Raw genomic sequence first — 24,754 nt, 5'->3', positions numbered from 1 at the left:
AAAATGTATCATGAACCAAATCAAGCAGGATTTTACGGTGAGTACGGTGGGAAATTTGTTCCCGAAACATTAATGTATGCCATTCAAGAATTAGAAGCGACCTACGAGTCTTCAAAAGAAGATGAAGAATTTCAAAAAGAACTGGCTTATTACCTAAAACAATATGTCGGACGAGAAAATCCTTTATACTATGCCGAACGATTGACCAAAGAATTAGGCGGTGCAAAGATTTATTTAAAACGTGAAGACTTAAATCATACAGGAGCGCATAAAATCAACAATGCCTTAGGTCAAGTATTGTTAGCTAAAAGAATGGGCAAACGAAAAGTCGTAGCTGAAACGGGTGCTGGCCAACATGGCGTAGCGACTGCGACTGCGGCTGCACTTTTTGGAATGGAATGTACTATTTTTATGGGGGAAGTCGATGTCAAACGTCAAGCGTTGAATGTGTTTAGAATGGAATTGCTAGGAGCAAAGGTTGAAAGTGTGACTTCCGGCAGTAAAACACTGAAAGATGCCGTTAATGAAGCCTTACGCTACTGGGTCGCAACGGTTGAGGATACACATTATGTTATGGGGTCTGTCTTAGGTCCGCATCCTTTTCCTGAAATTGTCCGTGATTATCAAAGTGTGATCGGGATTGAGACCCGTAAACAAATTCTATTAGCGGAAAATCGTTTGCCGGATCTAGTGATTGCCTGTGTTGGCGGCGGAAGTAATGCGATGGGAATGTTTTATCCCTTTATTGAAGATGGAACAGTTCGTTTAATGGGGGTTGAAGCAGCTGGACGTGGATTGGAAACTAATGAGCATGCGGCTTCAATCAATAAAGGAAGTGTCGGGATATTGCATGGAGCAAAAATGCATTTATTACAAGATGACGATGGTCAGGTTCAAGAAGCCTTTTCTATTTCGGCGGGTTTAGATTATCCTGGTATTGGTCCAGAACATTCATTTTTACATGAAATTGGTCGAGCAGAATACGCAGCGATTACTGACCAAGAAGCCTTAAAAGCCTTTCATTATCTTTCACGATTAGAAGGGATCATTCCGGCCTTAGAAAGTTCCCATGCGCTAGCTCAAGTGATGAAAGTTGCTCCATTGATGTCAAAAGAGCAAATCATCATTATGAATCTATCTGGTCGTGGTGACAAGGATGTTCAACAAATCAAGGAATTGGAGACGGAAAAATGAAACCATTGACGAAAATTCTAAAAGACAAATTGAAAAAAGGAAAATTATTTGTACCTTATATCATGGCCGGCGCGCAAGGATTGGAGCGACTACCAGAAGAAATCGAGATGCTGATTGAAGCAGGTGCTTCTGCGATTGAACTCGGGGTTCCTTTTTCTGACCCAGTAGCAGATGGTCCAGTGATTCAAGCGGCGGGGCTACGAGCTTTTGAACAGCAAGTGACTTTGAAAAAAATCATTCGAGTACTAAAAGAAAATAAATTTTCGGTCCCATTAATATTGATGGGTTACAGTAACTCTTTCTTTCATTATGGGATTAAAAAGTTGATCAACGATCTACAAGTAACTGATGTGAAAGGGTTGATCATTCCAGATTTACCCTATGAACACCAATCTTTGATTTTAGAAGACTTAAAGGAAGTTGCCCTGTTGCCATTAGTCTCGTTGACTAGTTCTAGTGAACGAATTCAGACATTGGTTTCAAACGCTGAAGGCTTTGTTTATGCCGTTACTGTTAATGGCATAACTGGTACAGATCAAAACTATCGAACGGATTTAACAAATCATTTAACCAAAATCAAAGAATTGAGTGCTATTCCAGTGCTTGCGGGATTCGGCATCTCGACGAAAGAGCATGTTGAAAAATTTGAACAAGTTTGCGATGGTGTAGTGATCGGTTCAAAAATCGTCCACTCACTTGATGAAAAAGGAATCGTAGAAACCAAAGAGCTATTAGCAACGATTATCTGATACACAGATTAGATAAAAAAGAATATTTTTTTGTTTGAAAGAGTTGTTTTAGGTTTTCGTTTGGTAATTCTTTTTTTTAGCGTTATACTTGAGTTACCATGAAAAGGGAGAGTGTTTCAAGTATGACAAAACGAGTAAAAGGGTCTTGTACTACTGTACTAGTCGGAAAGAAAGCATCAATCGATGGCTCAACTATTATTTCAAGGAACGATGATGGGCATGAAGCTTTAGACCCACAACGCTTCGTGGTAGTTCAACCAGAAGAACAACCAAAAAATTATCAAGCGGTTATCAGCGGTGTTAAAATCGAATTACCGGATAATCCATTGCGCTATACTTCAATGCCAAACTCTATTTTAACCAATGGTATTTGGCCAGCCGCAGGGATCAATAGCGAAAATATTGCGATGTCAGCAACTGAAACAATCACAACAAATCCTAGAATCCAAGGAATCGATCCCTATGTAGACGGTGGTATCGGGGAAGAAGATATCGTAACATTAGTCTTACCTTACATCCACAGTGCACGTGAAGGGGTAGAACGTTTAGGCGCGTTACTAAAAGAATTCGGTACCTACGAACCAAACGGAATCGCTTTTTCTGATAAAGAAGAAGTGTGGTGGTTAGAAACTATCGGTGGGCATCATTGGGCAGCCGTCCGTATTCCGGATGATGCGTACGTAGTGGCACCAAACCGCATGAATATCGATGCTTTTGATTTTGATTCTGCAGACACTATGTGTTCAGATGATCTAAAAGAATTAATCGAAGAAAATCATTTGAATCCTGATTTTGAAGGATATAATTTACGCCACATCTTTGGTAGTGCATCAATTAAAGATACCGTCTACAACAATCCGCGGGCATGGTACGGCCAAAAATACTTTACACCGGATGTAGAGCAAGACATGATGGATCAAGACTTGCCATTCATTTGTCGCGCAAATCGAAAAATATCAATCGAAGATGTGAAATTTGTTTTGAGTTCACATTTTGAAAACACAAAATATGATCCTTACGGTGATGGTACGGAAACGGAAAAAACATTGATCCGTCCAATCGGTATCAATCGTAACCATAACGTTCATATTCTACAAATTCGTAATGGTGTCGCAGATGAAATCGCTGGGATCCATTGGTTAGCCTATGGAGCAAACACATTTAATACCGTTGTTCCATTTTATGCTAATGTTAATGACACTCCCGCTTGTTACAAGGATGCAACAGGGACATTTGATTTAAATAATATGTATTGGTTGAGCTGTGCGACTGCCTTGCTTGGTGATACAGATTATAGTTTCTACGGAGATTTCCGCAATACCTTTGAATTAGAAGCAATGTCTGCTTATCATCGTATTCAAAACGAAACGGATAAAGCAGTAGCTGATCAAAAAGATGTTCAAAAATTCTTAGAAACAGCCAATGAAAAATTAGCGACTGAATCATTGACTCGTCAAACAAAATTATTTGGCGATATGGTGATTTCTGGTTCTGAACATATGAAGTTACGTTACAATTTGAATGACTAAAATTTTTTTATTTAATAAATAGAAGTAAAAGGACAGAAACGTGGATGTTTCTGTCCTTTTTTTATGGAGTCGTCTTGAATAAGGATATTTAAAAATCCTGTTATACTAATAGAGAAAATAAGCTAGCCAGATATTCGAGAGGATGAGTACGAATGAAAAAAGCAGTATTGATCGTCAACCCAAGCTCCGGTAATGAAGAAGCCGTAGAATATGAAAGCCAAGCTGAACGTAAATTAAGCCTTTTTTTTGATGAGGTAGAAGTCAAACGGACCGAAGAAAAGGGTGATGCAACCCAATTTGCCAAACAAGCGGCTAAAGAAAAAGTTGATAGCGTTTTTGCAATGGGGGGAGATGGCACAGTTAATGAAGTAATCAGCGGATTAGCCGAACAAGACTATCGCCCTAAATTTGGATTTTTTCCATTAGGGACAGTCAATGATTTAGGTCGTTCTCTAAATATCTCGATGAATCCCCAAAAAGCGATCTCTTCTTTTGATGTAGAGCGGATAACAACTTTAGATATCGGTAAAATCAATGCGGATTATTTTATGAATATCGTTGCAATAGGTGGAATACCTGAGGCAATCAGTGATGTCGAAGTAGAAGAAAAGACTAAATTCGGTAAATTAGCGTACTTTATCTCCGGAGTGAAACAAGTATTGAATAATAAAACGTATCACTTTCAATTAGAGATCGATGGAGAAACGATGGAAATAGAGAGTAGTGCAGTAGTCATCGTACTGACTCGAACCGTTGGTGGTTTTCAGAATATTGTCCCTGAGGCAAAAGCAAATGATGGAAATCTTTATTTGCTGTATTTAAAAGATCAAACAATCACCGATACGTTAAAAAGTGTTCCCGATATTGTAAAAGGAGTCGATCAATCGACCGATAATATTGGCTACAAACCATTTACAAAAGGACGCTTAACAATGAAAGCGGAAGCTGACTTACATCCAAGTGTTGATGGCGATGAAGGACCGGAGTTGCCATTGGATTTTGAAGTGTTACCACAACATTTGAAAGTATATTTTGGTTCTGAATCATTGTAGATCACCGCTTTAGGTGGTCTTTTTTTGCCGTTTCATTTAGAAATAAAAATGATTGAAACAAATTTTTCTATGTGAAAAAATAGCATAGTTTAAATAATATTCACCAAATTTATTAGGAAAAGCAAAAATTTGATTTTTAAAGTTATTTATTCGAGCGAGTCTCTGTCATTTAAATTTTCATATATAAGCTCATAAAAACGTAGTTTAAGCTGAAAATTTGGCAATTCTTTTTATTAAGCTTATAGTTAGATAGTAAGGGCTTTATTATCGTTTTTTTATTCACAATAGTAGGGGAGGAATTAATATGGATATAGTGACGTTGGCTCGTTTTCAATTTGCGATGACGACCGTTTTTCACTTTTTCTTCGTGCCATTCTCAATTGGGATGGGATTAGTTGTTGCCATTATGGAAACTTTATATGTTAAAACGAAGAATGAAAAATATCGTCAATTAGCGAAGTTTTGGGGAAATATCTTTTTACTTAGCTTTGCTGTGGGGGTTGTAACAGGAATCATTCAAGAATTTCAATTTGGAATGAATTGGTCTGATTATTCTCGTTTTGTCGGGGATATTTTTGGTGCGCCTTTAGCAGTAGAAGCGTTATTAGCATTCTTTATGGAGTCAACTTTTTTAGGACTCTGGATTTTTACGTGGGATCGAGTAAAACCACTCACCCATGTCATTTTTATGTGGCTAGTAACCATTGCTTCGATCTTATCAGCTTTCTGGATTTTAACTGCGAATAGTTTTATGCAGCATCCAGTGGGCTATACCCTTCGTAACGGTCGAGCAGAAATGACAGATTTTAGTGCATTATTGACGAACCATCAAGTTTGGTATGAATTTTCTCACGTCATTGCAGCCGCGATTACGATGGGCGGAATGATTGCTGCTGGTTTGGCAGCTTTCCAATTAATTAAAAGAAAAGATCCGTTGATGCGGGCGTTCTTTAAAAAATCAATGCGAGTAGGATTAGTGATTACTTTGCTGGGTTCCTTAGCAGTACTGACTGCTGGTGACTTACAGATGAAAGCATTGATCGAAGAACAACCGATGAAATTTGCAGCAATGGAAGGAACGTATGAAGATACGGGCGATCCGGCAGCGTGGACGTTGATTGCTTGGGCGAATGAAAAAGAACATTCACAAGTATTCGGAATCAAAGTGCCTTATGTCTTGAGCATCTTATCTTATGGGAAACCCTCTGGCTCAATCAAAGGGATGAATACGGTCAATCAAGAATTGATTGAAGAACATGGATTTAAAAACTATTATCCACCGGTAAATACGTTATTTTGGAGTTTCCGGATCATGGCTGGTTTCGGTATGTTGATGCTTTTTGTAGCCGTAGCAGGATTATTTTTAACGAGGAAGAAAAAACCGATTTTATACGAGAAAAAATGGATGTTGTGGATTATGGGATTATGTACATTTGCACCATTTTTAGCCAATACTGCTGGCTGGTTAGTGACGGAATTAGGCCGTTATCCATGGACCGTTTATGGCTTATTCACCATCAAAGACAGTGTGTCACCAAATGTATCAGCGACATCCTTATTAATTTCTAATATTGTCTATTTCTTATTATTTTCAGGCTTAGCAATCACGATGATTTATTTAGTGAAACGTGAATTAAATAAAGGACCAGAAATAGAAGGTATGATAGATTCTGATCAAGATTCGATCGATCCTTTTGATAAGGAGGCGTTTACGAATGAGTAGTTTACAATTATTTTGGTTTTTATTGATTGGGATTTTGTTTGCGGGGTTCTTCTTTCTAGAAGGTTTTGACTTTGGCGTCGGTATGTCGGTTCAAACATTAGCTCATGATGAACACGAAAAAGATCAAGTTGTTGAAACGATCGGACCGGTATGGGATGGTAACGAAGTTTGGTTGATTACTGCCGGAGGTGCTATGTTCGCATCATTTCCATATTGGTATGCATCATTGTTTAGCGGCTACTATTTAATATTATTTGCGATTTTATTCGGCTTGATTATTCGAGGTGTTTCGTTTGAATTTCGAAGTCATATGCCTAAAAAATACAAGAATATTTGGAATTGGACACTGACGATTGGTAGTTTTATTGTGCCATTTTTCTTTGGAATTTTATTTATCAGTATGATCCAAGGAATGCCAATGGATGCCAACCACAATATGATGGCAACATTTACTGATTATATCAACTTATTCTCGGTAGTTGGTGGTGTCGCTTTGACGTTATTATGTTATTTGCATGGGTTGAATTATATTTCACTACGCACAGAAGGGCCAATACGGGCGCGTGCGAAAAATTATGCGCAAGTTTTATACGGTTTATTATATGTTGGCTTGATCGCCTTTGCTGTTTTGATGTATTTCAAAACGGACTTTTTCCAAAATAATTTTGTGGTGACTCTTACTTTGCTAGTAGTTATTGTACTATTGACGATCATCGCGAATATTTCTGTATTCAAAGAAAAAGAATTGTTAGCCTTTCTAGCTAGTGGATTTACTATGATTGTTCTAGTCGCATTATTGTTTAGTGGGTTGTTCCCACGCGTTTTGATCAGTTCGATTCCGGGCAATGATTTATTGATCCAACAGGCTTCATCAAGTCCATATACATTACGGATCATGTCTTATATTTCATTGACGATCTTACCATTTGTCCTTGCCTATACAGCATGGACATATTATATTTTCCGTAAACGGATTAAACATCCGCATGCGGTGGGGGTTCAACAATGATCGATAAGAAGTTATTACAACTTCCTGGTATCAAAAAAATTCTTGGATTGCTTGCAGGATCAGCTGTCTTGCAAGCAATCTTTATCATTGGCCAAGCTTATGGATTATCACGGTCAATCACGAATTTATGGAATGGGGAAGTCATACGTAACCAATTTATTTGGCTAGGTCTTTTTTTTGTTTCTTATGCTTTGCGTCATTTAATGACCTTCCTAAGAGAACAAGTTCTAGAGGATTTTGCTTATGAACAAGCACGTGATTTAAGAAGTCAATTATTAACAAAAATATTTCGTCTAGGTCCTCATGTAGTTCAAAAACATGGTACAGGAAGTGTTGTAACGACAGCATTGGATGGAATCAATCAAGTTGAAGAATATCTTCATTTAATCTTACCTAAAATCTTGAATATGATGATCATTCCTTGGATCTTATTAGTAATGATCTTTTTCTTAGACTGGCAGTCAGGCATCGTCTTATTAATTGTCTTTCCGTTGATCATTATTTTTATGATTATTTTGGGTTACGCCGCTCAAAGTAAGGCGGATAAACAATATAAAGTCTTTCAACTATTGTCTAATCATTTTATTGACTCATTGAGAGGAATCGATACATTGAAATTCTTCGGTATCAGTAAACAATACAGTCGTAGTATTTTTACAACTAGTGAACGGTTTCGTGAAGCAACTATGAGTACGTTAAAAGTGGCGATATTATCTACATTTGCTTTGGACTTTTTCACGACACTGTCCGTAGCTGTCGTGGCGGTTTTATTAGGCTTACGTTTGATCAATCAAGAAATTTTTCTTTTCCCAGCGCTAACGGTATTGATTTTGGCACCTGAATATTTTTTACCGATTAGAGATTTTTCGAGTGATTATCATGCGACACTTGATGGGAAAAATGCCATGGATGACGTGAATAAAATTTTAGATATACCTGAAAATCAAGAGGAAATACTTTCACTTCCTAGATGGGATAAGGAAAGTCAATTAAATGTAGCTTTACATTATGATTATGAGAATAATCTAGGAGCTGAGGTTGATTTTTCAGTCAAGGGATTTCAAAAAATTGGGATCATCGGAATGAGTGGTTCGGGAAAATCAACGTTGATTAACTTACTTAGCGGCTTTTTACGTCCAGATAAAAGTCAAATCGTTTTTGAGGATGTAAAGATGAATGCTTTTGACCAACCAAATTGGCAGGAACAATTAATCTACATTCCACAAAATCCCTATGTTTTCCAACGTTCTATGCGAGAGAACATAGCTTTTTATCATCCAGATGCTACTGATGCTGAAGTATTGCAAGCAATTGAAGTCACTGGATTAACGGAGTTACTGGCCGAACTTCCAGCAGGATTAGATACTAAACTTGGTGAGGGAGAACGTGCATTGAGTGGGGGGCAAGCTCAGCGGATTGCTTTAGCGCGTGCTTTTTTGAACCAAGAACGGAAAATATTATTATTTGATGAACCAACAGCTCATTTAGATATAGAAACTGAAGTGGAAATAAAGGCGCGGATGTTACCATTGATGGAAAATCATTTAGTATTTTTTGCAACACATCGACTTCATTGGCTAGCGGAAATGGATTATATTCTTGTGATGGATGAAGGAAAATTAGTGGAACAAGGAACGATCGAAGAATTAAAACAAAAAAATGGCACATTTGTTAAATTGAGCCAGGCATTGCGAGGTGAAAAAGCATGAATCGAATCGGTTTATTTCAAGCATTAAAAACGGATGATTGGGTAAAACCATTTTTTAAACAATATAAAAAATCTTTGATCCTTGCTTTGATCCTAGGTTTTATTACTTTCTTTTGTGCTGGCGCATTAATGTTCAACTCCGGTTATTTGATTAGTCGTGCAGCTTCGTTACCGGAGAATATTTTATTGATTTATATTCCAATTGTTTTAACACGTGCTTTTGGAATCGGTCGACCTGTATTTCGTTATGTTGAACGCTTAGTAAGTCATAATTGGGTATTAAAGATGACGTCTAATTTAAGAGTAAAACTGTATGATTCATTAGAGCAGGATGCGATTTTCTTTAAACAAAATCATCGAACAGGCGATATCTTAGGGCTATTATCCGAGGATATCAATCACATCCAAAATTTGTACTTGAGAACGATCTTTCCAACAATTATTGCATGGATTTTGTATGGTTTTATCATTATTGGCCTAGGGTATTTTTCTCCGTTCTTTGCGTTAGCCATGTTAATATTATTAGGGATCGTGGTGTTTTTATTACCCTTATGGTCAGTGATTGTTAATGGAGCGCGCCAAGAGCAACAAAAACAAATGAAAAATAACTTATATAGTGATTTGACCGATAATGTTTTAGGAGTGTCTGATTGGATTTTTAGTCAACGGGGACAGGATTATGTGAACCATCATGAAACTTCGGAAGCTAAACTATGGGACGTCACTCGTAAGATTCAGAAGTTTCAACGAGAACGCAATCTCATTTTACAATTGATATTTGGGATCATCACACTAGCGTTATTATTGTGGACCAGTCAAATATTTTCAGGAAACCACGGGGGAGCAGCGAATTGGATTGCCGCCTTTGTTTTATCTGTTTTTCCACTGATCGATGCATTTGCACCATTGCCAGCGGCTGCACAAGAAACCAATATTTATAAGGATTCAATTGAAAATTTAAATGCTTTACCTGCAATCAACCAACCAATTATTGAATTTCCAAAGTTGCATTATCCGATAACCTTAGCAGTAGAAGATGTCCATTATCAATACCCCGGTAGTTCAAAAGAGGTTTTAGTAGGGATTGATTTGAAATTAGCTCCGGGTGATAAAATAGCGATTTTAGGTCGGAGTGGGTCGGGGAAAAGTACCTTAGCGAATTTGATTCGCGGTGATTTGCTAGCGACTCAAGGAAAGATTACATTAAATAATGTCGAGACGCATCAATTTGGTGATACAATTAGTCAATATCTAGGCGTTATTCATCAGACCCCTTATCTGTTCCATACAACACTAGCGAATAATCTCCGGATTGGTCGGGAAACAGCAGTAGATAATGAATTATGGTCTGTGCTTGAACGTGTTGGGTTAAAAAATTTAGTTGAAAAGTTGCCTGATAAGTTAGAAACAATGGTCGATGAAGCCGGGTTACGTTTTTCTGGTGGAGAAAGACAGCGACTAGCGTTAGCACGAATTTTATTACAAGAAGTCCCGATTATTTTGTTGGATGAGCCTACTGTTGGATTAGATCCTGTAACGGAACAACAGTTGATCAACACCTTTTTTAAGGAATTGCAAGATAAAACAATTATTTGGATTACTCATCACTTGCAAGGAATAGAAGCAATGGATCAAGTTGTTTTCATCGAAGACGGAGAACTAGCTATGCAAGGGACACCCAATGAGTTGAATAAAAGTAATGAGCACTATCAAAAATTGAAACGCATTGATAATGGAAATATATAATAGCCAATCTCTCTAGAAATTAGGGAGATTTTTTAATTTAACAATAGAAGGGTTAAAAATATCGCATATAAAATATAAAACAATAATTTATTGTCTCTAAGGGACATACTAAAACCCTAGCTTTCCTTCTTATTTATGGCTAGGGTTTTTAGTTATTTATTTTTTAGTTTTAGTCGCATCTTTGACTGTCCCAATGCGATAGCCTTCTTGGTTTTTGAAGAAAATACTTTTTGATCGCACAATTGTTTGTGAAGTATAGATCCCTTGGTGCCCCGATACATAATAACTGATAAAAGCTGCCATAACAAAATAAGGAAGAGCTTTTGATCCAAAAAGGTCTATCCCTAACATAATCGTAGTAAGAGGCGCATTTGCTGCACAGCCAAATACCGAAATCATACCTAATGCTGCTAAGAAGGCTGGAGAGATTCCAAATAAATTTCCAAAACTACTACCTAGAGATGCTCCAATAGTGAAAAGTGGCGTGACTTCACCACCTTGTAATCCAGAACCTAAACTGAGCGCAGTAACGATTAATTTTTCAATTGGTTCATAGAAAGTAGTTTTTCCTGCAAAAGAATCGTCAAGTAAAGGTAAACTTAAGCCCATGAATAACTGATTATGAAATAACCAGATAACGAATACGGCGATTGAAGCAGATAAAAAAGCTCGAACCAAATAGTTTTTGAATAGTTTACTGTATAAGTGCTTCAGTGTATGAGTAAACAAAGCAAATAAATGACCAAAGATACCAAAAAAGACTGAAGCTAGCAAAACAACTAAAACCAACTTAATGTCTAAGTGAGGGATTGCTCCAATTAAATGCTGCTCATGAACAGTTCCCATCGCAAGTGAAACATAGTTAGCTAAATAAGAAGCATAAAAACAAGGAATTAGTGCTGCGCGTTCTAAATTCCCAACATACGCCATCTCCATTCCAAAAAATGCACCTGCTAATGGTGTCCCAAAAATTGAAGAAAAACCTGCACTGATCCCAGCATGAATCAAAGACTTACGATAGTTTTTTTCCAAATGAAAAAAATCAGCTGCTTTGTTGGCAAATACGCCACCGATTTGGACAGCACTTCCTTCACGCCCAACAGAAGCTCCGAATAAGTGAGAGAGTAGGGTGAAAATAAAGGTAAAAATGGCCATTCTACCAGGAACTTTGGTAGATTTTTCTGTACTCTCAATAATTAAGTTATTCCCTTTTTGAGATCCTTTACCAAATTTTTGATAGGTAAAGGCAGTCAGCATACTTATCAACGGTAGAAAATACAATAAGTAATTATGATGCTCCCGATAGCCAGTTACAAAATGGAGACCGGTTAATAAATAATGTGAAACGATCCCCGTGATAATACTTGTTAAGGTCACTAAACAATAAAAAATAATAAGAGCTTTTAGATCCCTTCCTCGTTGATCAAGTTTCTGTGTTTTGTTTATTTCCATGACAATTAAAACCCTCCTAAAAATATAAAAAAAGCCAATGATCCCTACAAAAAAAATTTGTAGAAGTCATCAGCTTGATTAGCGGTTTAAGAAAAAATCTTAGGGAGACACTCATTCCCGTATTTAATTCTTAGTCATTTTACCTTAGGAAAGACTAAATGTAAATAAAAAGGCCGCTTCTTTTACCAGACATTAGAAAAAAATGACAAAAAACTTCTAGTTAAAATTCATTAAAAATATTATTTAATAACCGAATGTATAAATTACTTTCTATTGTGAAGACGATTAAAAATATGACTATTTGCTCGACCACTTTTATCTATGTAATAGAAAGTTATGAAAGTAATCTTATAACGCTTATAAATAATGGTTTTTATTAGAAAAATATAATTACTAATGTTATTTACATTTTCCTTGCAACCTATTTTTTGCTAGGCACGGTATGGTTAAGACAGTTAAAAACAACCAATACCTTTGGAGGAGAATAAAGTGAATACACATATAAAATTTGTCATTATCGCTGCTTTGTTTTTTACCACCAGTGCTGTATATGCAGCTACGGATTCTTTCAATCGCTCACAACCTACCGATAAAATTGGACAATCTATTTCAAGCTCAATGACTAAAAAAGATATGGAAACTACCACTACAAGCACTTTAGAAAACGAATCTACAGCTAATTCAAGTAGTGAAGAAACCGTTCAACCAACTTCTACTGAACCCGTTGTTTCGGAAGAGGCAGTCAGTGAAACAACTACGAGTGAATCAACTATTCCAACTGAAACCGAAACGACAGAACCTGCTGAAACAGTATCCGAAGAAATCAAGACTGAAGAAGCGAATGCATTAACTGAAGAAGTGCCCGAATCTACCGATACAGAAGAAACAGTCACAACTCAACAATCCATTCAAGCGAATCAGTTAAAGATAAATGATCAGTTCATTTCATATACTAACGCTGGTCAAGGGAACGGCCAAGCAATCATTGATGCTGACCATAATCAAGTAGCTACTTGGGGAGGCGCTTCAGTTCAATCTGGTGAAGATGGTTCAAATACACATTTTATTGGACATAATCCAGGTATATTCAGCGTTTTATTTTCGTTAAATACAGGCTCTGTGATTGAAGTATCTGATGCAAATAATAACATGACGCAGTACACCGTTAATCAAATAGTCACTGTTAATGATTCGGCCACTGGAACTGATGGGGTCAATTATTGGGATCAAATCACTAGTACGGATGGTGGAGAGCGGATTACATTACAAACCTGTATCGATGATAATTATAATTTAATTATCTTTGCTAATAAATAAGAGTACCAGTGTAAGCCACGTTAGTGAATAGCTAGCATGGCTTACTTTTTTATTGTAAAAATGATTGTGGGAAATAAATCTTTTTGGCTGTTTTTAATTTGATATCACCTAAATTATTTAGATGATTCTGAGAAGCTCGCTTTTGAATCGCTACAATAAAATTAACTAAATTTTCTCGATCTGACAGAGAAAAAAAATTATTCACGATCAAGATATTTTTCTTGTTGTATCCATTGATTGGGTTGTTGCTTAGGATAATATCGTATTGGTCAAACTGATCGAAATCTTCTTTTCCGGTAAAAAGGACGGCTTCTTTATATGTTGAAACGAGAACACGATCATGATAATTAGCCACTATAAAGTCTTGCAACATCTCAGCATGACGCTGTCCCAAATCACTCACGACTAAGATCGATACTTTACGTCTTAATTTTTCTAATTGACGAAGCAAATGACGCCATTCTTTCATTAAGAGATAATAAACATTTGTTAATCGAATATCCGTCCAGAGCTCGGGCGCTTTTTTTTCGATATCTGCTAAATATAATTTGACTAAGGTTGAAAAAATGGGATAGACTGTTTGGATTTCTCGAGCAAATCGCTGATGTTTGTCATATAACATATCTAAACGGTAAGGATAAAAATTGTATTCAACATACCAGGTCATCATTGTTTGAGTAATTTTTTGTCTATCTTCTTCAGCGATTGGTAATTGAACTGCATCTGAAAGGGCATTTAAAAAGGCCTCAATCTTATTTTGAATTCGAACCATTTGTTGTGGATTGTCCCAATTATAAAATTCGTGGAAGACTGTCCGACTTATCTCACGGTACCACTTTTCAGATAAAGTATATTCAGTATCCCTTACTAAATGTTCCGCAAGAGGTGTACTATAATTTAAAACTTTATCAATAGTATCATCCTCTTCAGCATAAACTTCTTGCGGTAAGAAAAAGCCTTGATGCATGCGTTTTAATGAAACGATAAATAAAAAAGCAGATTCTTGGATTTCTCGGTCATCTAAAGAAACATCAAATTCAGTTGAGACACGCATAATAAAACAAACCGTTTCTTCGTGACTAACAGCAAAAGGCCATTTTTTTACCCCATAAGCCTCAGAAAAGTATTGTTGATAAAAGAAGCGAACCCAGCGTTCATCTGGACCAGTTATTCTAAATGGTGCCCTTTCTAAGGTTAAGCCTCGTCGTTCCAAAAAAGCTTCTAAGGTGTTGACCATTCGATAAAATGATGCCTCGCTAATAAATAATTCATTGATCCAATATTCAGCATCTTGATTCGATTCGGAAAGCATTTTTTCTATAAATTGAAATTCAACTGATTCAGCGTAGACAAGATTATAAATGTTACTTAATTTGTTGGAAGTAATATTATTTAACCGAACACCTTGAAATTTTGAATACTCGATATACAAATATTTTCCCCAGAACTCATTGATGAAAGTAATATCCGACAATAATGTTTTTACAGAACAACCAATTTCCGCTGCGATCTCTTTCGTATCACACCAAGAGGGGAGTTGATCTAATAATTCAATAAAATGAAGTCGGCGATAGGTAGACGAGTTTATTAGTGTTTTCATACGCAACTCCTTTTAATATAATCTTTATAATAATAATTTTACCGATTTTTTGACAATAAAGCGAATTATTAGGTGTAATAATAAAAAATTCAGCAAACTTAAATAGCTATTTTAATACTTATCATTATGATATGATAGAAAAAAATAAAGGAGTTATGACACGTGATCAAATTAGATAAAATAACTATGCCTTCAATCGACAATGATATTAGACCTATCCAATTAACTGATGAAACTTTAAATAATCGGAAGACGAAGTTACTACAAAAAATGACGGAGGAACATCTAGATGCCGTTATCATTTACGCTGACTTAGAACATGGTGGGAATTTTGAATACCTAACAGGCTTTGTCCCACGTTTTGAAGAAGCTTTGTTAGTGCTACATGCAAATGGAAAGGCTTTTTTAATCTTAGGAAATGAAAATCTTAATAAAGCGCCTTTAGCTAGGATAAAAGCGGAAGCTATCCATATGCCGCAGCTATCACTACCAAATCAACCGATGGATACGGCCCTTAGTATCGCTCAAATTCTTAATCAAGCTCAAATCGATCATGCCAAATCAATTGGACTGATTGGTTGGAAAAAATTTACTAGTTCAACTGATGATAATTCCGTTCTCTATGATCTACCTTATTTCTTAGTTGAAGGATTGATGGAAACTTCACCAATCGCCCAATTTAAAAATGCGACTGATCTGATGATTGGTGCAACTGGTGTTCGAACCACAAATAATGAAAATGAGATCGCTCACTATGAATTTGGCGCTATGCTAGCTGGAAATGGTATTTTATCAGCCATGGATCAATTAGAAATCGGAAAAAGCGAAATGGAAGTCGGTAGTTACTTAAACACTGCTGGACAGACACCCAGTGTCGTAACGATTATGGCAACGGGAGAACGTTTTGAAAAAGCCAATCTTTATCCGACAACTAAAAAAATTCAACTAGGTGATTGTATTTCAATGACTGTCGGCTATAAAGGTGGCCTGCAAAGTCGAGGCGGTTATGCGGTGAGAATGACGGAAGAATTACCAGAAGAAGAAAGAGCCTATCTAGATCGCGTAGCCAAACCTTATTTCAATGCAATCACTACTTGGTTAGAAAAAATTAAGATTGGTCGTACTGGCGGAGAAATTTATGAACTAATTGAAGAAGTTCTACCAAAAGAAAAATATGGCTGGCATTTAAATCCAGGTCACTTATGTGCAGATGAAGAATGGCTCGCTTCGCCTATTTATCCAGAATCTACTGAAATCATTCAAAGCGGCATGCTTTTTCAGCTAGATATTATTCCTTCTGTACCTGGTTTTTCTGGTGTTAGTTGTGAGGGTGGGATCGTATTAGCCGATCAAAATCTACGACTTAGAATGCAAGCAGAATACCCTGAGATGTGGACTAGAATGCAAGCAAGACGAAATTATATGATTGAAACACTTGGTATTCATTTATCTGAAGAAATTTTACCCATGAGTAATGCAACAGCTTATTATCGCCCGTATTTTTTAGATAAGGAATCAGCTTTTATCAATTGTTAGTTTAGATAAAGCTGGATATGAAAAGAAGTAAGTCCTAACTACTAGGAATTACTTCTTTTTTTGTAACGTCTTTTATCTACTCGCAACTCGAGTGTTACTTATTGCATTTTTCATTCCATAGTAATATAATATCCAAAGATTTTATTATTCCACGGTTCTTCGGAATAAAATTATGGGAGGGATTCGTATGCGTTTAAGTAAACATGTGGAAGAAGCCTTGTATGTCATTTTAATATTAGCCACACAAAAAGAACATCAACCTTTAAAGAGCAACCAATTAAGTGAAATATTAAATGTATCAGATTCCTCTTTGAAAAAAGTTCTACGACAATTAGTTGTAAATGAGCTTATTATCTCGTCAGCTAGTAAAGATGGGGGATTTGAATTAAAGAAAAAAATTAAGGAAATAACTCTATTAGACATTGTTGAAGCCATTGAGAGTAACACACTGATAACCTATACTCCAAATAATGTTGCTGAAACAATTTTTTCTAGAAAAGAGCACGCAAGGAAGAGTGAGCAATATTTTATTGATGGTTTTAATCAAGCTAGTGAAGCCTATGCCGCAGCATTAAAAAAAATAAAAATAGCCACAATTTTAGAAGAGGAATCCATTCGACTGGGTACGATCGACTGGGCAAAAATAATTTTAAGCAGGAAGGAAAATCAGCATGAAATTGATCAATGATACGATTTTAATTACAGGAGGCTCGTCAGGAATTGGACTTGAAATGGCTAAGCAATTATTAGCTCTAGGAAATACAGTAATTGTTACTGGACGAAATAAAGAAAAAATGAACCAAGCAAAAGAACAGTATCCAAAATTACACACTTATTCAGTGGAAGTAACAGATATTGATTCTATTCAGGATCTGTATGAGCAAGTTACACGAGATTTCCCAACACTGAATGTTTTAATCAACAATGCGGGCATGATGAATGCTATTAAATTTCAAACTGCAAAAGCAAAAGGAATAGCAGATGAAGTTAACACTAATTTAGCAGGCCCAATTTTGATGACACAAATCTTTTTACCGCATTTATTGCAACAAAAAGAGGCCGCTATTTTAAATGTGAACAGCGGTATTGCATACTTTGCATTTGATAAAGCGCCTATTTACAGCGCTTCAAAATTAGGATTACATTCTTATACGCAATCACTACGCAAACAATTAAAGAAGACGCCTGTCAAAGTGTTTGAATTGGCGCCCCCTAGAACTTCAAAACCGATGTTTAGCGGGACTGAAGAAGATAATGCATCCGTCGATCGCGTTCCCGAAGTGCCAATTTCAGAAGTAGTAAGAAAGATGATCGATGGGATCAAAAAAAATCGTGAAACGATTGTTCCTGGAATGAGTAAACTACTAAAACTAGTAGGGAAAATTCAGTTATAAATTAGACAAACAAGTAAGCCCAAATTGAAATTTGGGCTTACTTGTTCATGATTGTTAGAGAGCACAAGACCTCGGTTAAATCAAAGGACGGTCAAATTTTTTTCTAAAAATTTTATTTGTTTATCTTGCTCTCTCATTTCTGGAGCTAGCATTCCAAAATACTTTATATCATTAGAATGAGCGTATTTTCCCAACCTGGATTTCCATTTTTCGCAAATTTAATCCATTGAGGGCAAAGATTTAAATTCAAATAATTATCTCTGACTTATACTTTTTCTAAGAAAAGGTGTTTAAAGCTGCTTTTTTTAGTTTACAACACAGTTATCGTCAGAAGACTATTGATAGTTTTAAGTTTTTTCTTTGGATAATAGTACCCGCAGGTTTGATTATAAATTGCTCCTTTTTATAATTATTGATTGTACAATATCTAGTACTTGACCCAATCAATTCAATTCTTTTTATTCATCACTCGATACATACAATAAGAATATTCACTTTATATAAATGTTTAAATAATGAGTATGCTGTTACATTTAAAAGCGTTATGCTGAAAAATAGTATAGATAATAATCTCTATTACTTTATAAAAACAAAAAAAGAAGGAGGTAATTGACTTTTATGGTTTAAGAATAATGTTAGTTTTTCTCAAACCATAAAAAGAATAAATACCTCCCTTAAAATTCACCGACATTTCATGGCCTTTACGGTTCGCTTTATTCTTGCTCTTTTAACGCTGTAAATTGAAAAAAATATTTTAACTATGTAAGTTGAATTTGTTGTTCGTTCAAATTTAAAAATTTCCTTTCGTTTATCCTCTTAAAAGATAACTTAGTAATTGTAGCGCTTATAGATTAAAATATTATTATTTGAAAATTTTTTAGCTCACTTAATAAAAGCTAAAATTTGTTTTTTTAACTTAATAATTACAACTATTAGTACTTATTAAATTAAACTTGAATACACAAAAAAACTTTTAAAAACCTTTTTCATTTTTGCGAAATATCCTTTTTTATACGTAAAAATCGTTAATCAGCGAATATATACGCATATTTTTTCTAGTAATTGAACTAAAAAAGCGTTAAAGAGAATAAAATCTTTTAAAAGTCTTTGCTAGACTACCTTATAAAATCGAAATATTTTTCCTTTAGATTGTTATTTATATACATCCCCTATTGTCTATTAGATTTTGAAACCTTGATATATCAGCATTTTTAAAATTTTTGGTGAACTTTCTTTGCGCAATTTTGCAAAAAAAAGCATGCGAATAAAAAATAATAATTGGCGCTCTTTTTAGCCCCGTTAATCTCTGGTTCCTATAATTTTGGAACGATTTAGCTATCATCACTCATATAAAAATTTGAAATGAGCTTAAAATGCGTCTCTCGCGACTTTAAAAATTTTCTATTATTTTGCTAGAGAATTAACTGTCAAAATTAAAAACTGGCCCTAATAAGTTAAATGGTCCTTACTCCAATCATGGGTTTAAACTTGTGACACTTGCAAAGGTACACTGTTTTAATTTTAGATTTTTCATTTAGGGATGTTGCCTTGAACTTGTAAAATACTCACTCGCCTTTTTCAATTGTCAATCTTTCATCAAACCATAAATAAAAAAGCATCGGGTTTTGAATACACCTTTCAAAATTTCTGGTCTCTTACCAGCCAATGAAGTTTATTGCCCAGTTACCATGAGCAAGTATGTATTTATTGAATAATCGACTAAAGAATACTACTTCTGAAATTTGGATATGACAAGTGAAAAACAGAAATTACTGTTGCTTTAAATCCATAATTCATCCTACATAATTAGATAGCTAAGTGATCATTTATAAAACATATAATAAGAAAAAAACGTCTGTAAAGACGTTTTTTAGAACTTTCTATCGTAAAACTTCACCAGAACTACTAGCCATATAGGCAATGATTTCACTTTCGGAAAATTGATTTTCATCTCCAAAAACCGTATGTTCTAAGGCTGAGGCTGCTGTTGCAAAATCAACAATTTGTTGCGGTTCTTGATTTGTAAGAATTCCATGAAGAATCCCTCCAGCAAAAGCGTCGCCTCCACCGATACGATCAACAATTGGATTGATTGTGTGCACCCGTGATTCGACATACTTGCCATTTGACCAAAATGTTCCGACTAAATCATTATGACTGGCAGAATAAACGGTGCGGATCGTAGAATAGAAAATCTTGATATTAGGATATAACTGATGCATTTGTTCATTATAATAAATCATTTCATTATCACTACCAGTATAAGGCGAAATCTCTAATAAATATTGGGCATCTAATTTTCCAGCAGAACAGATATCAATTAATGGTAAAACTTCTTTCAAAAAAGCTTTGCAGCCATTAGTTCCCCATAATTTTTGACGATAATTGATATCCAAACTAATCAAACAACCTGAATTTTTAGCTGCTTTAATCAAATCTAGTGTCATCGATCGCCAGGTATCCGACAATGCTGGAGTGATACCTGAAATATGAAATATCGCAACATCTTTAAATAATTGATCTATATCCCATTCTAAGGCTGTCATTTCTGCAAAGCTTGAACCTTTGCGATCATAGATTACTTGTGATGCTCGTGCGCCACTACCCATCTCTAAGTAGTACGTTCCTAATCTTTCACCACCTGCTAGCATAAATTGCGTATCGACACCTGAACGTCGCAAATGTTCGATTGCCGCTTTCCCCAAATGATTTTCTGGTACTTTACTTGCAAATGACACATGGTGTCCGTAATTGGCCAAAGAAATGGCTACATTGGCTTCTCCTCCGCCATAGTGAGCTCTAAATGAATGGGCTCGTGCGACTCTTGTCCCTACAGTTGTAGAAAGTCGTAACATTATTTCCCCTAAAGTAACTATTTTAGCCATCTGATCATCCCTTTATTTCTGCAAATTTTTCCATATATTGCTGTGCAACTTTCGTCACTGTCTCAAAATCTCCGGTTTCCGCTGGTGCTAATAAATTTCCACCGACACCGACAGCAGTTACTCCTGCATCAAACCATTCTTGCATATTTTCTAAACAAACGCCGCCCGTCGGCATAATATTTAAATGAGGCAACGGAGCCTTGAAAGCACTAACGATTGATGGGCCAAATGCTGAACCAGGGAATAACTTGATGATATCACTTCCAGCTTTTAAGGCCTCTTTCATTTCAGTAATCGTCATGCAACCTGGTAAATACGGAATTTGATACAAGTTACAAATCTGCGCAGTTTCAGCATCAAATGAAGGACTGACGATGTATTCTGCACCAGCCATGATGGCAATTCTTGCTGTGATCGCATCTAAGACCGTCCCCGCTCCAATTACCACATCGTGATGATCGGCATACATCTCGACCAATTCTGCAATCACTTCTTCCGCTCGTGGCACGGTAAAGGTTAACTCGATTCCCTTCATTCCTCCAGCAATCAGCGCTTCGGTTGATTTTATTGCTTCAGTTTTATTTTTCCCACGCACTACCGCAATCACACCTGCGGTTTCTAATTTATTCAAAATAATATTTTTTTTCATAATGAATCCCTTTCTTCCTAACAAGAGCTACCAAGAATATTTTTAAGATTTTATCCTACAATTTTTTTATAATGTGACTCCATTTTTGAAAATGGCAATTTCTCTAAAATTATTTTCCTCATTTCGTGTTTCTTCTCCGCTGGCAACAGCAATTATTTTAGCGATAAAATCAGTCAAAACACGTTCTTTATCCTCATTCAATAATCTTCCTGCGTTGAAATCCATCCAATGAGGTTTCGCCTGAAAGATTTCATTGTTGGTTGCGACTTTCATCGTCGGGACATAAGATCCAAAAGGTGTTCCTCTTCCGGTTGTAAATAAGACCAATTGACAATCTGCCGAAGCTAAATTGCTCGCTGCTACTAAATCATTGCCCGGACCTTCTAACAAACTCAGACCTGTTTTTCTCAGTTTTTCTCCGTAATTCAAGACATCAACTACTGGAGCAGTTCCCGCTTTTTGTGTACAACCAAGGGATTTGTCTTCTAATGTCGTGATCCCCCCTCTTTATTTCCTGGAGAAGGATTCTCATAGATAGGTTCGCCATAATTCGTAAAGTAATGCTTGAAGTCATTAATCAGATCAACGATATTTTCAAATACTTCTTGATTTTCTGCCCGAGCCATCAATAGTTGTTCTGCACCAAACATCTCGGGAACTTCTGTTAAGACAGTACTTCCCCCTTGAGAAATCAAGAAATCAGAAAACATCCCTAATAATGGATTCGCAGTGATTCCCGAAAAACCATCTGAACCTCCGCATTTCAACCCTATTTTTAATTCAGCTAAAGGAATCTCTTCACGGTGATCCTTTCTAGCTGCTTGATATATTTCTTCTAATAAGTTTGCACCTGTAATAATTTCATCTTCGACTTTTTGAGCGACTAAGAATTTTACTCGATCAGGATCGACCTCTCCTAATAATTCGCGAAACCCATCAACTGTATTGTTTTCACATCCTAAACCAAATACTAGAACACCCCCCGCATTTGGATGTTTGACTGCATCTGCTAAAATCTTCCGTGTATTTTCGTGATCATTTCCTAATTGTGAACAACCATAAGGATGTTTTAAAATCGTAATATTATCGAAGGGTGCGATTGTTGGATGATTGAGCTTGAACAACTCAACGATACGCTCAGCAATCCCGTTGACACAACCAACTGTTGGAACAATAAATAGATCATTCCTAATGCCAACTTTTCCATTCTTTCTACGATAACCTTGGAATGTTCCTGCTGCTTTTGGGTATGTAATTGTGCGTAATTCTGGCTCATAACTGTATTCTAGCTCATCATTTAGATTGGTTTTTACATTATGTGTGTGTAGCCATTCCCCTTGTTTGACATCTGTAGTGACATGACCGATCGACGCACCGTATTTAATCACGTCTTCATCTTTCTTCAAATCGCACAAGGCAATTTTATGCCCTTGCGGAATATCATTTATTACGTTTAAAGCTAATTCGCCTTCACTAATCATTGTTCCTTTTTTTATTGGATGAAGTGCTACAACAACATTGTCACAGGGATTCAACTCCATGATATCTTTTATTGCACTTTTATTTTCCATCACACCGTTCATCGTTTGATCCCTCCATAACTGAAATAAGTGTTCACGTTAACATATGGAAGAACACTCATTGAGTATTCTTCCTTTGTTAACTAGTTAATCTTCTTTTTTACTTTCACCGATAAGTCCATGTTCCCAACGTCCATTAGAAAGGTCTTCAGCGATTTGACGATATTTATCATCTGATAATCCATATAAGAAGAAGATGATGATCGCAGCCATAACTAATGCGATTGCTGGATATAGCGTCATGGCACTTTTTATTCCTAATAATGTACTGGCTGATTGATGTTCATTAGCAATATAACCTGTTAAGCCCAAAATTCCTGCTGAAATAATTGCTGCTAATGATTGCGCTAATTTTCTTGAGAAGTTGAATGCCGCGTAAGTGATTCCTTCTTTTCTAATTCCTGTATGCCATTCCCCATAATCAATCACATCTGACACAAAGGCCCAGGTGATACCATTGGGAATTGCTAAAGCGACATAACCAATCGTTACTAAAAGAATAAAGGTGATAATATTAGTTGGCAAAATGAAGTTTAGACCATTAGCAACCGCACCAATAATAAATGAAACAATTGCTGTTTGTTTTTTACCGAAACGTTTTACTAAAGTTGGGATCAAAAGAATCGCCACGACTGATGCCCCCATCATGATACCGTTAACAATTGGCTGTAATGCTAAGTTTCCTAAATTATATTGGCAGAAATAAACCATCATTGTATTATTCGTATTCATAGCAGATATCGTAAATAATGTTAATAAAATCATGGCACCTAAAGGTTTATTCGTGAAAATTACTTTGGTATATTCTTTGAAGCCCTCGCGTTTCGTATCTGATGCTTGACGATTTACTTTGACATGTTCACGCGTTCCTAAATAACAAACGACAAAACCTAAAACACCCGCTACAGCCATTACTAAAGCTGCAATTGTATACCCATGAGCACTAGGTTTGCCACCATGATTCGTAAACATCATCACGATTGGTATAAACGCGACTCCCGTTACTAACTGCGCCCCTAAAGAACCCGCTTGTCTTGTCGTTGCTAACTCGGCACGATCTTCAACATTTCTAGTCATGACGGAGGCAAGTGATCCGTAGGGAACATTTGTAAAACTATAGACAACGCCCCAAGCCATATAGGTCAATAATGCGTATATAATTTTACCTTTCATTGAAATGTTAGGCATTGTAAAGGTAACGACGGTTAATACTGCTAAAACACAGGCGGAGACCATCATAACTGGACGGAACTTCCCTCGATGGCTAATCTTCTTACGGCCATCGATAAACGAACCTGCTAAAGGATCCATAAACGCATCGAAAATTTTAGTAACTGCAAAGATAGTACCGACAATTCCAGGAGCGATCATTGCTACATCTGTAAAAAATTTAGTTAAATAGGCTTGACCTAAGTCAAACATAAAGCCATTCCCAAAATCTCCAAAACCATAAGCGATTTTTTCTTTCCAAGACAATTTACCATTGCTCACTTTAGCTACTGGGGCTCCTGGTTTTGGAATCCTAGTTTTATTTCCTACATTTGTTTCCTTCTTCTTTCCTTCTTGATTTAAAGCACCTGTTTTCACCTAATAAAATTTTAAACGAGACAAACAGTCGCTATATCTATCTG

Annotated in this window: 17 protein-coding genes, 1 pseudogene and 1 riboswitch; of the genes and pseudogenes, 12 read left to right on the top strand and 6 right to left on the bottom strand. The window is 36.1% G+C overall.

All coding sequences use genetic code 11. The annotated features are described in order from the left end of the window. Positions 1 to 3 precede the first annotated feature (3 nt). From trpB to cydC, 8 genes are all read left to right on the top strand, one after another. On the top strand, positions 4 to 1,194 hold the full coding sequence (trpB, locus tag RV04_RS04325) for a tryptophan synthase subunit beta (RefSeq protein WP_071857247.1): 1,191 nt from the start codon (positions 4 to 6) through the stop codon (positions 1,192 to 1,194). Continuing rightward, positions 1,191 to 1,943: a tryptophan synthase subunit alpha gene (gene trpA, locus RV04_RS04320; RefSeq protein WP_071857246.1), complete on the top strand. Its 753-nt coding sequence runs from the start codon at positions 1,191 to 1,193 to the stop codon at positions 1,941 to 1,943. Before trpB ends, trpA begins: the two co-directional genes overlap by 4 nt. 122 nt (positions 1,944 to 2,065) lie before the next feature. Next, the gene (locus RV04_RS04315; RefSeq protein WP_071857245.1) at positions 2,066 to 3,472 is read left to right on the top strand and encodes a C69 family dipeptidase; all 1,407 of its coding nucleotides are present in this window, start codon (positions 2,066 to 2,068) and stop codon (positions 3,470 to 3,472) included. 152 nt (positions 3,473 to 3,624) lie between these two features. Next, positions 3,625 to 4,524, top strand: a complete 900-nt coding sequence (locus RV04_RS04310) for a diacylglycerol/lipid kinase family protein (protein ID WP_071857244.1) — start codon at positions 3,625 to 3,627, stop codon at positions 4,522 to 4,524. A gap of 304 nt (positions 4,525 to 4,828) precedes the next feature. Beyond that, the gene (locus RV04_RS04305; RefSeq protein ID WP_071857243.1) at positions 4,829 to 6,247 is read left to right on the top strand and encodes a cytochrome ubiquinol oxidase subunit I; all 1,419 of its coding nucleotides are present in this window, start codon (positions 4,829 to 4,831) and stop codon (positions 6,245 to 6,247) included. Next, entirely contained in the window at positions 6,240 to 7,256 is a 1,017-nt protein-coding gene (gene cydB, locus RV04_RS04300; RefSeq protein ID WP_071857242.1) for a cytochrome d ubiquinol oxidase subunit II, read from the top strand. Before RV04_RS04305 ends, cydB begins: the two co-directional genes overlap by 8 nt. Continuing rightward, on the top strand, positions 7,253 to 8,965 hold the full coding sequence (gene cydD, locus RV04_RS04295; protein ID WP_071857241.1) for a thiol reductant ABC exporter subunit CydD: 1,713 nt from the start codon (positions 7,253 to 7,255) through the stop codon (positions 8,963 to 8,965). The genes cydB and cydD overlap by 4 nt, the downstream gene beginning before the upstream one ends. Further along, the gene (gene cydC / locus RV04_RS04290) at positions 8,962 to 10,710 is read left to right on the top strand and encodes a thiol reductant ABC exporter subunit CydC (protein WP_071857240.1); all 1,749 of its coding nucleotides are present in this window, start codon (positions 8,962 to 8,964) and stop codon (positions 10,708 to 10,710) included. The genes cydD and cydC overlap by 4 nt, the downstream gene beginning before the upstream one ends. 156 nt (positions 10,711 to 10,866) lie before the next feature. Here cydC and RV04_RS04285 read toward each other — a convergent pair whose 3' ends face one another. Continuing rightward, the gene (locus tag RV04_RS04285) at positions 10,867 to 12,162 is read right to left on the bottom strand and encodes a chloride channel protein (protein WP_071857239.1); all 1,296 of its coding nucleotides are present in this window, start codon (positions 12,160 to 12,162) and stop codon (positions 10,867 to 10,869) included. Positions 12,163 to 12,215: 53 nt separating this feature from the next. Continuing rightward, positions 12,216 to 12,290, bottom strand: a riboswitch (Fluoride riboswitch). A gap of 361 nt (positions 12,291 to 12,651) precedes the next feature. On the opposite strand from RV04_RS04285, the gene RV04_RS04280 reads away from it, so the two are divergent. Then, complete coding sequence (locus RV04_RS04280; protein WP_071857238.1) at positions 12,652 to 13,479, top strand: class F sortase; 828 nt, start codon at positions 12,652 to 12,654, stop codon at positions 13,477 to 13,479. Positions 13,480 to 13,528: 49 nt separating this feature from the next. Here RV04_RS04280 and RV04_RS04275 read toward each other — a convergent pair whose 3' ends face one another. Then, on the bottom strand, positions 13,529 to 15,079 hold the full coding sequence (locus tag RV04_RS04275) for an AcpB/EbpR/MafR family transcriptional regulator (RefSeq protein WP_071857237.1): 1,551 nt from the start codon (positions 15,077 to 15,079) through the stop codon (positions 13,529 to 13,531). Positions 15,080 to 15,241: 162 nt separating this feature from the next. Here RV04_RS04275 and RV04_RS04270 point away from each other — a divergent pair, with 162 nt between their 5' ends. The 3 genes from RV04_RS04270 to RV04_RS04260 all read left to right on the top strand — a co-directional run bounded on the left by RV04_RS04270 (position 15,242) and on the right by RV04_RS04260 (position 18,009). Further along, the gene (locus RV04_RS04270; RefSeq protein ID WP_071857236.1) at positions 15,242 to 16,615 is read left to right on the top strand and encodes a M24 family metallopeptidase; all 1,374 of its coding nucleotides are present in this window, start codon (positions 15,242 to 15,244) and stop codon (positions 16,613 to 16,615) included. A gap of 187 nt (positions 16,616 to 16,802) precedes the next feature. Further along, positions 16,803 to 17,303 carry an RrF2 family transcriptional regulator gene (locus RV04_RS04265; protein WP_071857235.1) on the top strand — a complete coding sequence of 167 codons (501 nt, stop codon included), beginning with the start codon at positions 16,803 to 16,805 and terminating at the stop codon, positions 17,301 to 17,303. Then, positions 17,287 to 18,009, top strand: a complete 723-nt coding sequence (locus RV04_RS04260; protein ID WP_071857234.1) for an SDR family oxidoreductase — start codon at positions 17,287 to 17,289, stop codon at positions 18,007 to 18,009. Before RV04_RS04265 ends, RV04_RS04260 begins: the two co-directional genes overlap by 17 nt. A gap of 1,880 nt (positions 18,010 to 19,889) precedes the next feature. Here RV04_RS04260 and RV04_RS04255 read toward each other — a convergent pair. The 4 genes and pseudogenes from RV04_RS04255 to RV04_RS04240 form a co-directional block, all read right to left on the bottom strand. Then, positions 19,890 to 20,894, bottom strand: coding sequence for a sugar kinase (locus RV04_RS04255; RefSeq protein WP_071857233.1), 1,005 nt, complete (start codon positions 20,892 to 20,894; stop codon positions 19,890 to 19,892). Positions 20,895 to 20,898: 4 nt separating this feature from the next. Further along, entirely contained in the window at positions 20,899 to 21,543 is a 645-nt protein-coding gene (locus tag RV04_RS04250) for a bifunctional 4-hydroxy-2-oxoglutarate aldolase/2-dehydro-3-deoxy-phosphogluconate aldolase (RefSeq protein ID WP_071857232.1), read from the bottom strand. A 66-nt stretch (positions 21,544 to 21,609) separates the two neighbouring features. After that, positions 21,610 to 23,114 (bottom strand): annotated as a pseudogene (locus tag RV04_RS04245) (UxaA family hydrolase). Between the two features lie 96 nt (positions 23,115 to 23,210). Then, positions 23,211 to 24,644, bottom strand: a complete 1,434-nt coding sequence (locus RV04_RS04240) for a glycoside-pentoside-hexuronide (GPH):cation symporter (RefSeq protein ID WP_071857443.1) — start codon at positions 24,642 to 24,644, stop codon at positions 23,211 to 23,213. Positions 24,645 to 24,754 lie beyond the last annotated feature (110 nt).

Origin of the sequence: Enterococcus hermanniensis (genome assembly GCF_001885945.1) — a bacterium.
In the GTDB taxonomy this organism is placed as follows: Bacteria; Bacillota; Bacilli; order Lactobacillales; family Enterococcaceae; genus Enterococcus_A; species Enterococcus_A hermanniensis.
This window is presented reverse-complemented; position numbering and strand designations above follow the sequence as displayed.

Coding starts and splice junctions, on each gene's coding strand:
- RV04_RS04275 (WP_071857237.1), bottom strand. CDS start 15,079: ATGAAAACACTAATAAACTCGTCTACCTATCGCCGACTTCATTTTATT.
- cydD (WP_071857241.1), top strand. CDS start 7,253: ATGATCGATAAGAAGTTATTACAACTTCCTGGTATCAAAAAAATTCTT.
- RV04_RS04265 (WP_071857235.1), top strand. CDS start 16,803: ATGCGTTTAAGTAAACATGTGGAAGAAGCCTTGTATGTCATTTTAATA.
- cydB (WP_071857242.1), top strand. CDS start 6,240: ATGAGTAGTTTACAATTATTTTGGTTTTTATTGATTGGGATTTTGTTT.
- RV04_RS04250 (WP_071857232.1), bottom strand. CDS start 21,543: ATGAAAAAAAATATTATTTTGAATAAATTAGAAACCGCAGGTGTGATT.
- RV04_RS04315 (WP_071857245.1), top strand. CDS start 2,066: ATGACAAAACGAGTAAAAGGGTCTTGTACTACTGTACTAGTCGGAAAG.
- RV04_RS04310 (WP_071857244.1), top strand. CDS start 3,625: ATGAAAAAAGCAGTATTGATCGTCAACCCAAGCTCCGGTAATGAAGAA.
- RV04_RS04255 (WP_071857233.1), bottom strand. CDS start 20,894: ATGGCTAAAATAGTTACTTTAGGGGAAATAATGTTACGACTTTCTACA.
- trpA (WP_071857246.1), top strand. CDS start 1,191: ATGAAACCATTGACGAAAATTCTAAAAGACAAATTGAAAAAAGGAAAA.
- RV04_RS04305 (WP_071857243.1), top strand. CDS start 4,829: ATGGATATAGTGACGTTGGCTCGTTTTCAATTTGCGATGACGACCGTT.
- trpB (WP_071857247.1), top strand. CDS start 4: ATGTATCATGAACCAAATCAAGCAGGATTTTACGGTGAGTACGGTGGG.
- cydC (WP_071857240.1), top strand. CDS start 8,962: ATGAATCGAATCGGTTTATTTCAAGCATTAAAAACGGATGATTGGGTA.
- RV04_RS04285 (WP_071857239.1), bottom strand. CDS start 12,162: ATGGAAATAAACAAAACACAGAAACTTGATCAACGAGGAAGGGATCTA.
- RV04_RS04260 (WP_071857234.1), top strand. CDS start 17,287: ATGAAATTGATCAATGATACGATTTTAATTACAGGAGGCTCGTCAGGA.